Below are 14539 nucleotides of genomic sequence, written 5' to 3'. Positions count from 1 at the left end.
GCAAGTTTTCACTCCAATCCATTGAATTTATCCGTTATGCTGATGTCTCCCGCTTGGGTGCCAGTCAGTTTTGCGCTATAAACCCCCGGATCCTGCTCGGTGACTGCTTCTAGCTTAATTTTACTGTCTGCTGGTTCGGTACTAAAGACTACTTTATCCGGATAACCGGTAATTGGATTATCTTTAATATCGATTAAGGTTAGCTTCAAGGTCGTGCTATCTTTACCATCTGCGACAATAGTAATAGGCTCGGCAGTTAGCTTGGATTTGTCTAAACTTGGATTACTGCTATCGGCAGTTAAAGTTACTATAGCCGCATCTTTAACTGGCAACACAACGTCATTAACTTTAACTTCAATAGACGCTTTACCCGCAGTGGTACCGGTTAATGTGGCACTATAAATACCGTTACCCTCATCCTTAACCACATCACTAACATGACTATTTTTCAAGTCACTCGTGAACTCGACTTTTTGACCTGCCAGCGGGTTATCATTGACATCCAGCAAGGTCAATTTTATCGTCGAGCTAGCTTGACCGTCAGCAACAATTTCTATCGGATCGGCTTCTAATTTAGATTTCTCATTACTAGGTTTGCTATTATCGGCGGTTAAGGTCAAGGTAGCGGTCTTACCAACCAGTGGTTTACCATTAACACCAACACTAATCGTAGCTTGCCCGGCTTTAGTTCCAACTAAAGATGCTTCATAAATTCCATTACCCTTTTCAGTCACCTTGCCGATCTCGCTACCCGATAGACTAGAGGTAAACACTACACCTTGCTCGGCAAGTGGCTTACCGTTCACGTCCTTCAATTCCAACGTTATTGTTGAAGATATTTAGCCATCAGCAACGATACTGCTAGGGTTGGCCGCCAATTTAGACTTATCGGCACTCGGTTTACTATCATCGGCACTCAAAGTGACTTTTACCACTTGACTGACAATTAATGGTTGACCGTTGACTTCAACACCAAGGGTAGTTTCTCCCGCCGTTGTTCCTGTCAGTTTTGCGGTGTAAACGCCATTATTTTCCTCTACGGTGTCACCAACTTTGCTATTTTGTCAGACTAGTAGTAAATTTCACCTGATCTTTATGGCCAACAATCGCATTACCATTAATATCCTTTAAGGTAAGTTTTATGACCGAAGATTCCGTTCCATTAGCCACAATGCGGTTAGGAGCAGCTTCAAGTTTGGATTTATCCACTCCAGGTTTAGTACTATCTGCGATCAAAGTGACTTTCGTCACTGCGGTCATATTTAGTACATTACCATTAACCTCAACACCAATTACTGCTTCTCCAGCCTAAGTACCCGTCAGAGTTGCGCTATAAACACCTTCGCTGGTCTCTTTTGTTCCACTTGTCTGACTTTTCGCTAAATTACTAGTAAAATTAACTTGCTGACCGCCAAGTAAGTTATCATTAATATCTTTTAGCACCAAAGTCAGAGTGGAAGTCTCGACACCATTAGCAACCACAGTACTAGGAGCAGCGGTTAATTTAGATTTCTCACCACTCACATTACCACTATCAGCGGTTAAAATTACTATTACCGGACTCACTGTCAGTAGCTTACCTGCGACTTCAACACTAATTTCAGTCTTGCCAGCTTTAGTTCCAGTTAGGGATGCAGTATATATACCAGGGCTACTTTACGTTACTGGAGTTGTAGTGCTGTTAGCTAAAGTAGTGTTAAATTGTACGCTTTGACCTGAAATTAAATTACCATTGACATCTTGCAGCGTCAGTTTCAATGTTGAAACAACTTTACGATCAGCCATAATCTTATCCGGTTTGGCTTCCAGTTTAGATTTAGTGGGGCTTGGATTGTCACTATCTGCAGTTAATACCACTTTTGCAGTTTTATTTTTCAACACTGAACCATTAATTTTAACGCTAATGGTGCTTTCTCCGGCAGTGATACCTGTCAGTTCAGCGGTATAAACACCATTGCCTACCTCTTTAGTATTTTTGATCTGACTATTGGTCAAACTCGTGGTAAAGTCCACTTTATCACCAGAAATAGGATTGCCTTGCGCATCTTTCAGTTCAAGTTTCAAGTTAGCCGCGGTTTTACCATTGGCAACAATCGTTACAGGTTGTACTGTCAATAATGATTTTTCTGCGCTCGGGTGACCGGTGACAAAAGCAACCGACTGGGTTTTTGACTACCATTAATTTCGGCAGTGACTTCGCTGCTACCCGCTTTGGTACTGATAACACCAAAGATCAGTTCTCCGCGTTGGTTAGTATTTGCCCTTGCTACATTCTCAATGACTGCGCCATCGGTTGCTGTAAGATTAACCGCTATATTTTCTACCGCGTTACCATTTTGATCAGTCACCAATGCATATAGCATATTCTTCTCTTTACCATCAGCTAATGCTTTATCCTTAGTAACATTTAACTTGGCAAACTGAGCTGAATTTCGATCAGCGCTAAATTTGAGCGGCCCATTTTTATAGTTGCCGTTTTCCATCGCTGCCGTGATCTTGCCTTCTCCAGCTACTTTACTGGTTATATAAATTACCGCTTTTCCTTGGCTATCAGTGGTTGACGTTATCCCATACCCATTGGTAGCACTCTGGGAACCATTAGACAATGTTGCCCCCAATTTGCCATCTTGTTGTTTTAAGCCATCAACGTAGAAAGTAATTACTTGATGACTCAAGGGCTGTCCATGTTCATTGGTGATCACCGCGGTGGTGGTAAAATGATCGCGATCATTAGCCGGTAAAACGGAATTAGACTCGACAATCAAATCATTAACCACATTTCTGGAAGGTTTTACCCGTATCGTGGTCGTCGCTCTGTTTGATTCATTGTCATTATTATCTATCCCCACCGCAATAATTTGATATTCTTGCGCGGTATTCTTTTGTATTTTATAAACATAAGCTGGTAAGATAATTTCTAGTTGAGTCGGTGAAATAACCTGATAACTGCCACCATTGGCAATAAAACTAGGCGAGACTGTCCAGTTGATTTTTTCAAACCATATTTGGTTTTATTAACAGTGGCAGGAATAATAATCGTTTCTTTTGCTTCCGCTCTCATTTCAACTAGTAACGAAATATTAATTAATCCCTGTTTCCGATATTGCATAACAATATCATAATTTCGATCGACAAAATCATACTTATTGCCAACCAAACTACGCATAACATCAACATCATCAGGATCTAACTGTTGCGATAATGGTACGCCAAAGCGATAAATAATATCCATGCCAACCATAGTGTCATTACGATCACCGGCCGCATGCTCTCCTTTCAGGGTGATTAATGGTATTGGCGTGTAATTTATGCCTAATGTCAAGGCGTAAGGATCATCTTTTCATTTATCTGGATCGACACCGGTACCAAGATGGACACCTTTGCCAAAATATTTTTCATATTTAATACTACCACCCAGTTTAGGGTAAGTCGGTAAATAGGCTTCGGCGCGAACATCAAAGCCCTTTGCCGGACGCTCATCATAATCATCCATTACCGCTATTTTCGATTGGTGCCAGTCAGTTAAGCCAAAATAACCATTGGCTGCCAATTTTAAATAATCAGTCCAAGCTTCGCCGCCAAGACCTAATCGGGCATTGCCACCGCTATAATCATAATCATAGAAGGTATTAATGCCATACATCCAATCGCCCCAATATTGGCGATAACCTAAACCTAAATTTAAAGTATTTCTGTCTTTATTGGTTCTTAATCCCAATTGGGTAAAAAGCAGACTATTTATGCTATCAATAACAGGTAATAAAAAATCACCCGAAAATTTTCTATCAGTACCGATAGAAATACGGGCAGTACCGTACTGATTTAACCAATCATTAAGTCGCTGGTTAACCAAACCTTCGCCAATATTTTTTGCATAACCGATTGAAGCATCAACTGCATTTCTATTTGCTAAAATATTACCAACCTGGCTGGTAATTAAAGCTAAAGTTTGATCTGTATTATCTTCAGGTGGTGTTTCCGCTCTACCTAAATTAGGTAAAATAGTATTAATCGTATTGGCACTATTGCCTTTAGTTTCAAGACTTGGTGGCATTTCTAACGGATAATGTCCTGAACTTAAACGTTCAGAAGGAAATAGAGAAGTTTCCCCCTGAGATGATGATGCAGTATTATCTTCAGTAACGATATTATTACTCGCGTTTGCATCATTCATTAAGGATTAAATACCTGAGATAGTATCTGTCATCTCAGCATTTTCAACTGCACTAGCTATTGATATTGAAGAAAAAAAGAAGGGAGAAAATAGTTGTATTAAAAGCAGGCGCCACGCGATTATTTTCCTTCCCTTGGATGAAAATGGTGTCATAATTAATTTACTCTCACATGTACACACAGCAAGAAACCACCTTTAATTGATTGAAGGTGGTAAGATATGAAGAATATTTAAATACTTGATAATGCTTTAACTTTTTCTTTTACGCTTTGAAAACCAGAGAATTGAACTTTCGAGCATAAAGTATCTAATTTCGTGCTCAACGTCATAGATAATAGTTCTTTTGAATCTTTATCCATAATATTTTTATTAACATTTAAAAACGTATAATCTCTGCTGATTTTATTATAATCATTAGAATATTGTTGGTATTCGCCACCATTCGCTTCTTTTAAAAAATTAAAGCGATCAACACATTCATTATTTGATGAGGCAATAGTAATACCATCAAATAACATTCCTTTTTTTTCTATATAACTTCGCGCAGGAATACTACTCTGGTTATTGACAATAGCGGTACTATTATTAGTTTGACTCGCTGTTTTATCATTGACTTTTTTATTCATCTTTTTTGACACAGGTACAGAACAAGCATTTAATAAAAACATAGCACCAAATACTAAAGCGCACTTTTGGAAATTAACATTCATAACAAAGCCTTTATTCAATTACGTAGCTAACTAACAAGCTCCATTAAGGAGCCATTTCGAGTGATCCAAACTAATAATTCAATACTACACAACATCATAAAAATTACAGAAAAAGGTAGTACTAGTTTTTTAATAAAAAAAGATAATCGTTTCGACATATAAAAGTGAATCCTTAAAATTTTATTAATAATAAAGTTAAGTAAAATACTCACTTTTAATAAAGTAAAATATCGAATAACTATTAGCCATAGATAAACTATATTTATAAATAATATGACAGTGGTTAAATTATATTCAAATACAAATTATTTAAAAGCACCAAAAACAAGTATTCTCATCATATGGATGATTAGATTAAACTATGAACTAAAACAAAAAAAGAATAAATTCTATAAGTTATTAGTGAGTAAAATTCTATATATAAATATTAAAACTTCAAATTGTTTTAATCGATCATAAATCAAAAATCAATAGACATTAACTATCAACCATCAGCTTATGTATGAGCGTTTTCTCCAATGAGTTAAATTAATAAAAATCAATAAGATATAATAAATTAAAACATTTAGATACATATTTAATTATAGTTTAACTATACAGAGATTATAAAATTACATATTATTCGCTTTTAAACTAATATAGAAAATAAAATTAAATGATATTGCAAAATAACTCATTATAAATACAACCAAATAAAAACAACTTAATAACAAATTGACCTTGAATATTCTATACAGCTAGCAGATATTGAATATAAAGATTTACACTTTAAACCTTAATAGTTGTTAAACGAATATTCGATTTAATTGACTTGGAAACATACTTAATATATGGAAATATAACATATCAATTGGTATTTTTTATTATACTAATTACTTTATTCTATTTTGTGCCTGAAACTAACGGAGAAGTTTCTCTTATAAAAGGAAAATTGGAGCCAAATGGCTCCATTTTTTTATCTATTGTTACAAATATAAATATACCCACATAATTTAAAAATAGTTATATATTATCCCTAAAATCTATTATTAATAATTTTTTTACATCTATATTTATATATAAACTGCCAAATTAAATATTTAATTTATTTACGTTCATCTTTTTTATTAATTAATAATATAAAAAATTAACATATATTTTACTTATTTTACCAAAAAATTTATTTTAACGAAAATAATAATCATTATAACTTAATATTTTATCGTAATAGATAAAAACAATTTCTTTAATAAGCAACCTTAATATCAAGACTATTCTATTATTTACCTATTTAATTGGCATTCATTCTTTAATCACAAAATTATCCAGCTAATACTAGTTTAATATACAAGATACTTAAATAATATTTATTTATATAATAGAAAAATAGGCTATTTTGCGGTGTTAAGCAGCTAATTTAATGACAGGCGGGTTAAATCAGTATAAATCTTACCCAGCAATTTAAAAACTACCATCAGTTGTACTGGTATTCAGTTGCACGGATAATATAATAATTCAGATCGATTTTAATGAATGTACTAATAGGAGTTTAAACTATGGCAGTAACTAAGCTGGTTCTAGTAAGACACGGCGAAAGCGAATGGAATAAAGAAAACCGATTCACTGGTTGGACTGATGTTGAACTTTCCGATAAGGGCCGCGAAGAAGCAACAGATGCAGGCCAGCTATTAAAAAAAGAAGGTTTTGTTTTTGATTATGCTTATACATCCGTTTTAAAACGCGCTATTCACACCTTGTGGAATATTCTAGACCAAATAGATCAACAATGGCTAACCGTCGAAAAAAATTGGCGGCTCAATGAACGTCATTATGGTGCTCTGCAAGGTTTAGATAAAGCAGAAACTGCAGCAAAATATGGTGACGATCAAGTTAAACTATGGCGTCGTGGTTTTGAAATTACACCACCGGAATTAACCAAAGATGACCCTCGTTACCCCGGTAATGATCCTCGTTATGCAAATTTGACCCCCTCAAAGCTCCCTGTCACTGAAAGTCTCGCTACCACAATTGAACGTGTTGTCCCCTATTGGGAAGAGGTGATTAAACCAAGAGTTGCTAAAGGTGAAAAAGTCATTATTGCTGCTCACGGTAACTCATTACGAGCATTGGTCAAACATCTGGACAAGATGAGTGAAGGCGAGATCCTTGAACTTAATATTCCAACCGCCATTCCATTGGTCTATGAATTTGATGAAAATATGCAACCTATTAAGCATCACTATCTTGGTGATCAAGCTGAAATAGCTGCTAAAGCAGCCGCGGTTGCTAATCAAGGTAAAGCAAAATAATCAAATTAAACTTTATAAGTATAAGGCCACTTTGTGGCCTTATTAAGCATTAATTAGTTGCTCTTTTCACGACGGGTCCGAACCGCGGCTACTAAACGATATAATAATTTTTCACTATCTTGCCAACCAATACAAGCGTCTGTCACACTTTTACCATAAGCTAGCGGTTTATCGGTAGTTATATCTTGATTTCCCTCTAAAAGATGACTTTCAACCATCACCCCAATGATTGCTTTTTCACCTTGACGTATTTGATTAGCAACATTTTCAGCCACTTCAAGCGGCTTTTTATATTGCTTACAACAATTTGCATGACTAAAATCAATCATAATTTGGGCTGATACGCCTGGTTTTTGCAAACTCTCTTTAACGGCTTGTATATCTGATTCACGATAGTTAGGCTTCTTACCGCCGCGCAAAATAATATGGCAATCGTCATTACCAGTAGTATTTACAATTGCTGAATGCCCCCATTTGGTAACCGATAAAAAACAGTGAGCAGCTTTAGCAGCATTAATTGCATCAATAGCCACTTTTATTGTTCCGTCGGTACCATTTTTAAAACCTACCGGGCAAGAAAGACCAGATGCTAATTCACGATGTACCTGAGATTCAGTAGTACGTGCACCAATTGCTCCCCAACTAGTAAGATCTGCAACATATTGCGGAGTGATCATATCAAGAAATTCACCGACAGTTGGTAAGGCTAAATCATTAATAGTTACCAATAAATTACGTGCAATACGCAATCCTTCATTAATATCAAAACTGTTATCCATAAAAGGATCATTAATTAAACCTTTCCAACCAACAGTAGTACGCGGTTTTTCAAAATAAACCCGCATAACAATTTCTAACTCATTCTTCAATTCATCATGAATTTTTTTTAGTTTTTGGGCATATTCAATGGCTGCTTTAGGGTCATGAATTGAACATGGGCCAATAACGACCAAAAGTCTATCATCCTTACCAGTTAGAATTTGATGTATTGATTCACGAGCTGTTTGAACTGTCAAAGCGGCTTTATCTGTTGCCGGAAACTTTTCTAATAAGGCAACTGGAGGTAATAACTCTTTAATCTGTTTAATTCTCACGTCATCATTCTTATAAGTCATCTTTTCTACTCAATGTATAGCTCTTTAGCCAGTATATTCTCTAAAAATAAAAGATGAACCCAATTTAACCTCTAGTGATAAAAGTGTAAATATATACTCATGCTTATATTATAAATATTTAATGGCAATATATAATATGATATAAAAATTGTTAATTTTTTAAAATCATACTATTATGCCAATGTAAATAACTATTAACTTGCTAAAAATATTGAACCATTTTCTTTAGCTGACCGACTCCAAAGGCGAAAACCATTGATTGAAATACTAAGTAGCATCAAATATTCAAATGACATTGCTAAAACACCTTGTAAGTAGAAAATAACAACACTAATAACATCGATAATGATCCACAGTAACCAGCTTTCAGCATACTTTCGTGTCATTAATATCATCGCAATAATTGATAATACCATCATGGTTGAATCCCAAAAAGGAAATGCATCGGGTTCTATTTGTACAGGTTCAAGATAAAAACCTAATAAATGAGCAATGTCCCAAGTAACGTGGGCAAGAAAAATAAACACTTTATCAATGTTAAAACTTAATAGCAGCGTTAAAATAATGGCGATAAATAGAGTTACCACTAATTTAGAAAAACTCATCCAGCGGATCTTAAGACTTACTTCATGATAAGCATCTACTCGACTCCAAGCGTACCAACCATAGGTATTCGCTGCGAAAAAGAAAATTTATAACAACAAGCTTGCATACAATTGTATTTGAAAAAAAATAACCGCAAATAATGTAACGTTTATTAGACCAAAAAGATAATTGATAATTTTTTCCTGACTGGCAAGCCAAATACATAAAAATCCAGCTACTGTTGCCACGGCTTCAATATAAGATAAATTATAACCATTGCTGCCAAGAGCAATATGTACCATAGTATTACTAGTATTGAAAAACTCCATTCCTATTACCCTATTAATACTTATAATTCAGCTACTTAATGTTAGCAGCAAACGACAACATCCGCTCCAAAGGTTTCAATGCTCTCTCTCTTAATTCATCATTAATCGATATTTCATGTAATTCACCCTCTTTTTTTAGTCCTTGTTCTATAGTTTTTAAGCTATTCATTGCCATCCAAGGACAATGTGCACAAGTCCGGCAGGACGCTCCTTCACCTGCCGTTGGTGCAATATAAAATGATTTCTCTGGACATGCTTGCTGCATTTTATAAAAAATACTTTTATCCGTTGCCACAATTATTTGCTGATTAGGCAAGTTTTGTGCAGCTTGAACCAATTGACCGGTTGAGCCAACTGCATCCGCTAAATCAACAACCGCTGCAGGGGATTCTGGATGCGCTAATATTGCCGCATTAGGATACAACATTTTCATTTTCTGCAAGGCTTGAATTTTGAACTCATCATGTACAATACAAGCAGCTTGCCAGCAAAGCATATCTGCACCGGTTTTCCTTTGTACATAATTACCTAAATGACGATCCGGCGCCCAGATAATTTTTTGCCCTTGACTATCTAAATAGTCAATTAATTCAACTGCAATACTGGAAGTTACAACCCAGTCAGCTCTAGCCTTAACCGCCGCAGAAGTATTGGCATAAACAACCACCGTTCGCTCTGGATGTTGATCACTAAATTCAGCAAACGGCTTTGCAGGACAACCTAAGTCTAATGAGCACTCCGCTTTCAATGTAGGCATTAATATTGTCTTTTCAGGATTTAAGATCTTAGCCGTTTCACCCATAAATCTAACGCCAGCGACAATTAAAGTCGATGCAGAATGTCGTGAGCCAAAACGTGCCATTTCCAGTGAATCTGCTACACACCCACCAGTTTCTTCGGCCAGAGCTTGAACGTCAGGATCGGTATAATAATGCGCGACTATAACCGCATTTCTTTTTTCCAACAATAGCTTAATAGACCGTTTACAATGTTTTTTTTCATTATCCGTCAAAGGCGCTGATTTAGCAGGAAATGGGTAGCTAGCTAAATTGAAATCGATAAAATTAGGCATTTTGCACTCTTATGTTTAGTATTTAATGTTTTAAATGATATTTTTTAGCCAAAAAACTATTTATTTGCTAATTTTGTTTCGCATACTAAACAAGATAATCAATATTTAAAATTTTGTCGCTTAATTTTTACTATCAAATTGTTCTCAATAACCTATTTTTCCATTTGGTTGTAATAAAAAAGAATACTATTTTTCATCTATATTCTGTATGTACAGTAAAATAAGACAGATAACATGAAATTAGCTTTTGACAGAAATAGTCCGAATATCTTTCGATGGTGGGTCGTACAGGAGTCGAACCTGTGACCAATTGATTAAAAGTCAACTGCTCTACCGACTGAGCTAACGACCCATCTGAAGTTACCTGAGGTGATGGCCGAGTATATTACTTATTTTTGCTAAGGGTGCAATGTTTTTTACCGAAAGAATTTAAATGTTTATTAATCATACAATTATCCCCGAAATAGATAGCAATAAATACTTCGGGGTTATTCATTAGAGTGACGCTAATTTCTTTTCTGCCAATTTCGCACTAGGGCTACTATGATATGCCTTAATCACCTGTTGATAAACAACACGTGCTTTATCATTTTGCCCTTTTTCTTGCATCAGTAACCCTACTTTATAAAGGGATTCTGCCCCTTTGGCTGAATTAGGGTAATTTTTAACAACGGTAGCAAAATAAAAAGCCGCATCATCTTTGTTTCCCTGATTATAATTCAATTGTCCAAGCCAATAATTCGCATTAGGCTGATAATTAGATTTAGGGTAAGTTTTGATAAAATGCTGAAAAGAACTAATTGCCTGCGTAATCTGCTGTTTAGATTTGCTCTTTATTGCAAGTGCAACGGCTGCATCATACTCAGCTTTTTCATTCGCTGGTTTAGCCGTGACAACAGCATTATTACTACTGTCGGTACTTGCCTTGACTTTATTTGCACCAGTCGTCAATGAATCCAACTGCGTATAGAGATCTTTTTGTCGCTCAATAACTTGACTCAATTGATATTGGTTTTCCTGAATTTGACCACGCAATGTATCAATGTCCCGCTGAGCATCCGATAACTGCTGCTGAATTTGATATAATAACTGCCCTTGAGAATTGACCGCTGTCTCAATTTGCATTAGACGATCACTTGTAGAGCCTGAGCCGACATTAATGATTGGCGCTTGGGCGGTAGCGACTACTGGAGCCGCTACGCCAACCAATAACGACAGACTCAAATAAAGATGTCTGAAGTTACTGTTCATATAATACTCTTAATACACAAGTATCGCACGACGGTTTTTGGCATATGCCGATTCGTCATTACCTTGTATAGCCGGTTTTTCCTTGCCATAAGATTACGATAGCAATTTGCTCACCGTTTACACCTTTACTCTGCAAATATATTTTCACAGCATTAGCACGGCGCTCACCAAGTGCAATATTATATTCTGGTGTACCCTTTTCATCAGTATGCCCTTCCACAGTAATCTTAACTGAAGGGTTACCGCGTAGGAAAGTTGCATGTTGATCTAACAGCTGTGCATATTCTGGGGTAACATCATACTTATCAAAACCAAAGTAAACAATATTGTTACTTTGCAATTCTTGCATTTGCTGACTAGCAAGTTGCTCAGCTGTCAAGCTAGCATTGCTATCTGCAACATTGTTTTCAGCACCCGTTTTGTCATTGCCCTTTTTTGAGCTACATGCTGCAACGGCTAGCATAGGTAACGCTAACATTAGCCCTTTAAGCACTTTATTCAATTGCATCTTGTCCGATCCTTTAATTATTATTGCCATACTTATTATTATGCATCACAAATACGGCGATTATTATGCATCACAAATACGGCGACCAGGCAGGAAATTTAACCTTTCCATCAGTCGCCGGCAGACGCGCTTTGAAACGCCCATCCGTTGACACCAGATGTAATACAGTACCTAAACCTTGTGACGCACTATAAATTACCATAGTACCATTAGGTGCGATACTCGGCGTTTCATCCAGAAACGTATCCGTCAAATATTCAACGTTACCCGTTGCCAGATCCTGTTTAGCAATGTGCTGTTTGCCATTACTCGAGTTGACCATTACCATAAATTTACCATCACGGCTGACGCTTGGATCCTGGTTTTGGTTGCCTTCCCAAGTAATACGCTCTGGCACACCACCATTAATATTTAGTTTGTATATTTGTGGACGCCCTGCTTGATCAGAAGTATAAATCAGCGTTTGGCTGTCTGGCATCCAACTAGGTTCAGTATTGTTACTACGACCATCTGTTATTTGGCGAGTTTGACCACTGGCCATGTCCATTACATAAAGATTTAAACTTCCGCTCTTTGACAGGGCAAAAGCAAGCTTGCTTCCATCCGGGGAGAAGGTAGGAGCACCATTATGACGCGGGAAAGCAGCAATCTGGCGGACTTCGCCTGTCGCTAACGTTTGCATAACTAATGCTGAACTACCACTTTCAAAGGTTACATAAGCTAATTTTTCACCATCAGCCGACCAAGCTGGCGACATCAGCGGTTCAGGCGAGCGGTGGACAGTAAATTGATTATAACCATCATAATCTGAGACCCTTAATTCATAAGGAAACTTTCCACCATTAGTTTTAACCACGTAAGCGATACGTGTACGAAATGCACCTCGAATACCGGTTAATTTGGCAAAGACTTCATCGCTAATAGTATGTGCCGCATAGCGTAGCCATTTGGCTGCCACCTTTAATTGGTTTTGCGCCAATACTGCTCCAGGAGAATTCACCACATCAACCAGTTGATAACTAGTAATGTACTGACCATCAGCAGCTGGTTGTACCTGACCAACAACAACTGCATTAATACCTAATGCCGTCCAAACATTCGGTGTGACTTCCGATGCGGTAGTTGGTTGTTGAGGCATATGACTGGGATCAATAGGATTAAATTTACCGCTATTGCGTAAATCTGCAGCAACAATTTGTCCTACATCATCGGGTAAAGCACCAGTTCCAGTCCATTTAAAAGGCACAATAGCAATAGGCTGTGCAGTATTGATACCTTGGGTAATTTCAATCCGAATTTCTGCCTGAGCACATGCCGCCCATAATATTAGAAAACCTAATAATAATTTAAATGCCTGCTTCATTTTTTCTCCCTTATCACGTATCCACGTCCGTAATAATTAATTTGAATATTAACAAAGGTAAATGCACAAAACCAGATCACTGAAAAACTTTTGTTAATTTTCTTAGCCTTATACTATTCATAACATTCATTAACTAAGGCTTGAATACTAAAGTACTTCCCTGTTCATTAAATGCATCATAAATACTACGACTAGGCGGTTTAGGCATTGTCGCTGTTTTGGCTGCACGTATCGCTGCGTCACAGAGTGGTTGATCATTTGCTGTATTACTTTTAGCTGCAATACTAATTAACATGCCGTCAGGAGCGAGTTTTATGCTTAATTCGCATATTTTACCGCGATAAATATCAGCATCATAAAATTTGCTTTCAATTGCGGCTTTGATCTTACCTGCATAATTAGCCACATCCGAACTGGATGCCCCGCTTTTTCTATTTCCTCCTTGACCCGCTGCTGCTGCACCTCCCGTTTGCTGAATTGGTTGTTGGGCAGTTAATCCACCAAGCAGAGAGTCAACCGTAGCAGCCTGTTTAGCCGCATCTGCTTTTTTCTTAGCTGCCAGCGCCTTAGCGGCTTTTTCAGCTTTTTCTTTTGCTTCTGCTTTAGCCCTAGCTATTTCAGCTTCTTTTTTAGCTTGAGCTTCAGCTTCAGCTTTCGCCTCTGCCTGCTCTTTTATTAGCCGTTCTTGTTCTGCTTTAGCTTTAGCCGCCGCTTCTTCAGCAATTTTCTGTTGCTCCTTGGCTTTCTGCGCCGCTTCTTCTGCTTGTTTGCGTTGCTGCTCGGCTTCTCTTTCTATTTTTATACGCTCCTCTTCAACCATTTTTAAGCGTTTTTGTGCTTCTTCCTGCTGTTTTCGGAGTTCTTCTTCTTGCTGTTGAAGATGTTTTTTTAGCTCAACATCGGCTTGTTTGACACTATTTTGCTGCCGTTGTAGCTGATTATACTGTTCTATTACTACGCCGGGATCAACCATGATCGCATCAACCACTTCACCGCCTTGACCACCGCCTCCAAGCTTAATAATTTCATCCAATGAACCCAAAATAATAAAACCAAATAACAAAACGTGGAATATAATAGAAAGAACCACAGAGCGACTCAATTTATTTTTTTGCTCTTTTGTCTTTCTCACAACAGATTTCCA

The 14539-nt window shown here is 37.0% G+C and carries 12 protein-coding genes, 1 tRNA gene and 4 pseudogenes; 1 reads left to right on the top strand and 16 read right to left on the bottom strand.

The annotated features are described in order from the left end of the window. Positions 1-8: 8 nt before the first annotated feature. The 8 genes and pseudogenes from AC01GB_RS01120 to AC01GB_RS01090 all read right to left on the bottom strand — a co-directional run bounded on the left by AC01GB_RS01120 (position 9) and on the right by AC01GB_RS01090 (position 4884). Positions 9-821, bottom strand: a complete 813-nt coding sequence (locus AC01GB_RS01120; RefSeq protein WP_474449885.1) for an Ig-like domain-containing protein — start codon at positions 819-821, stop codon at positions 9-11. 235 nt (positions 822-1056) lie between these two features. Continuing rightward, positions 1057-1260, bottom strand: a complete 204-nt coding sequence (locus AC01GB_RS01115) for an invasin domain 3-containing protein (RefSeq protein ID WP_474449884.1) — start codon at positions 1258-1260, stop codon at positions 1057-1059. Between the two features lie 48 nt (positions 1261-1308). Continuing rightward, positions 1309-1566: an Ig-like domain-containing protein gene (locus AC01GB_RS01110; RefSeq protein WP_474449883.1), complete on the bottom strand. Its 258-nt coding sequence runs from the start codon at positions 1564-1566 to the stop codon at positions 1309-1311. Between the two features lie 90 nt (positions 1567-1656). Beyond that, complete coding sequence (locus AC01GB_RS01105) at positions 1657-2115, bottom strand: Ig-like domain-containing protein (RefSeq protein WP_474449882.1); 459 nt, start codon at positions 2113-2115, stop codon at positions 1657-1659. After that, on the bottom strand, positions 2112-2849 hold the full coding sequence (locus AC01GB_RS01100) for an Ig-like domain-containing protein (protein WP_474449881.1): 738 nt from the start codon (positions 2847-2849) through the stop codon (positions 2112-2114). The genes AC01GB_RS01105 and AC01GB_RS01100 overlap by 4 nt, the downstream gene beginning before the upstream one ends. A gap of 3 nt (positions 2850-2852) precedes the next feature. Next, positions 2853-2936 (bottom strand): annotated as a pseudogene (locus AC01GB_RS18065) (hypothetical protein); the annotation flags it as partial. Continuing rightward, a pseudogene (locus AC01GB_RS01095) lies at positions 2918-4054 on the bottom strand (inverse autotransporter beta domain-containing protein). The pseudogenes AC01GB_RS18065 and AC01GB_RS01095, both read right to left, overlap by 19 nt. 350 nt (positions 4055-4404) lie before the next feature. Beyond that, complete coding sequence (locus AC01GB_RS01090) at positions 4405-4884, bottom strand: hypothetical protein (protein ID WP_474449879.1); 480 nt, start codon at positions 4882-4884, stop codon at positions 4405-4407. A 1535-nt stretch (positions 4885-6419) separates the two neighbouring features. On the opposite strand from AC01GB_RS01090, the gene gpmA reads away from it, so the two are divergent. Then, positions 6420-7172 (top strand): 2,3-diphosphoglycerate-dependent phosphoglycerate mutase, encoded by a 753-nt coding sequence (gene gpmA / locus AC01GB_RS01085; RefSeq protein ID WP_474449878.1) that lies wholly within the window; start codon positions 6420-6422, stop codon positions 7170-7172. 53 nt (positions 7173-7225) lie between these two features. On the opposite strand, the gene aroG is transcribed toward gpmA, so the two are convergent. From aroG to tolA, 8 genes and pseudogenes are all read right to left on the bottom strand, one after another. After that, positions 7226-8287, bottom strand: coding sequence for a 3-deoxy-7-phosphoheptulonate synthase AroG (gene aroG, locus AC01GB_RS01080; RefSeq protein WP_474449876.1), 1062 nt, complete (start codon positions 8285-8287; stop codon positions 7226-7228). Between the two features lie 194 nt (positions 8288-8481). Then, positions 8482-9201, bottom strand: a pseudogene (pnuC, locus tag AC01GB_RS01075) (nicotinamide riboside transporter PnuC). A gap of 31 nt (positions 9202-9232) precedes the next feature. Further along, positions 9233-10273, bottom strand: a complete 1041-nt coding sequence (gene nadA, locus AC01GB_RS01070; protein WP_474449875.1) for a quinolinate synthase NadA — start codon at positions 10271-10273, stop codon at positions 9233-9235. A 276-nt stretch (positions 10274-10549) separates the two neighbouring features. After that, positions 10550-10625: transfer RNA gene (locus AC01GB_RS01065), tRNA-Lys, on the bottom strand. Between the two features lie 143 nt (positions 10626-10768). Next, positions 10769-11524: a tol-pal system protein YbgF gene (gene ybgF / locus AC01GB_RS01060; RefSeq protein WP_474449874.1), complete on the bottom strand. Its 756-nt coding sequence runs from the start codon at positions 11522-11524 to the stop codon at positions 10769-10771. A 9-nt stretch (positions 11525-11533) separates the two neighbouring features. Then, positions 11534-12032 (bottom strand): annotated as a pseudogene (pal, locus tag AC01GB_RS01055) (peptidoglycan-associated lipoprotein Pal). Between the two features lie 70 nt (positions 12033-12102). Continuing rightward, complete coding sequence (gene tolB / locus AC01GB_RS01050; protein WP_474449873.1) at positions 12103-13395, bottom strand: Tol-Pal system beta propeller repeat protein TolB; 1293 nt, start codon at positions 13393-13395, stop codon at positions 12103-12105. Between the two features lie 133 nt (positions 13396-13528). Next, the gene (gene tolA / locus AC01GB_RS01045; RefSeq protein ID WP_474449872.1) at positions 13529-14527 is read right to left on the bottom strand and encodes a cell envelope integrity protein TolA; all 999 of its coding nucleotides are present in this window, start codon (positions 14525-14527) and stop codon (positions 13529-13531) included. Positions 14528-14539 lie beyond the last annotated feature (12 nt).

This window comes from Candidatus Arsenophonus phytopathogenicus, assembly GCF_056113345.1.
This window is presented reverse-complemented; position numbering and strand designations above follow the sequence as displayed.

What these genes read in the sequence shown, in the direction of transcription:
- gpmA (WP_474449878.1), top strand. Translation starts at nt 6,420, where the DNA reads ATGGCAGTAACTAAGCTGGTTCTAGTAAGACACGGCGAAAGCGAATGG.
- nadA (WP_474449875.1), bottom strand. Translation starts at nt 10,273, where the DNA reads ATGCCTAATTTTATCGATTTCAATTTAGCTAGCTACCCATTTCCTGCT.
- aroG (WP_474449876.1), bottom strand. Translation starts at nt 8,287, where the DNA reads ATGACTTATAAGAATGATGACGTGAGAATTAAACAGATTAAAGAGTTA.
- AC01GB_RS01090 (WP_474449879.1), bottom strand. Translation starts at nt 4,884, where the DNA reads ATGAATGTTAATTTCCAAAAGTGCGCTTTAGTATTTGGTGCTATGTTT.
- tolB (WP_474449873.1), bottom strand. Translation starts at nt 13,395, where the DNA reads ATGAAGCAGGCATTTAAATTATTATTAGGTTTTCTAATATTATGGGCG.
- AC01GB_RS01115 (WP_474449884.1), bottom strand. Translation starts at nt 1,260, where the DNA reads ATGACCGCAGTGACGAAAGTCACTTTGATCGCAGATAGTACTAAACCT.
- ybgF (WP_474449874.1), bottom strand. Translation starts at nt 11,524, where the DNA reads ATGAACAGTAACTTCAGACATCTTTATTTGAGTCTGTCGTTATTGGTT.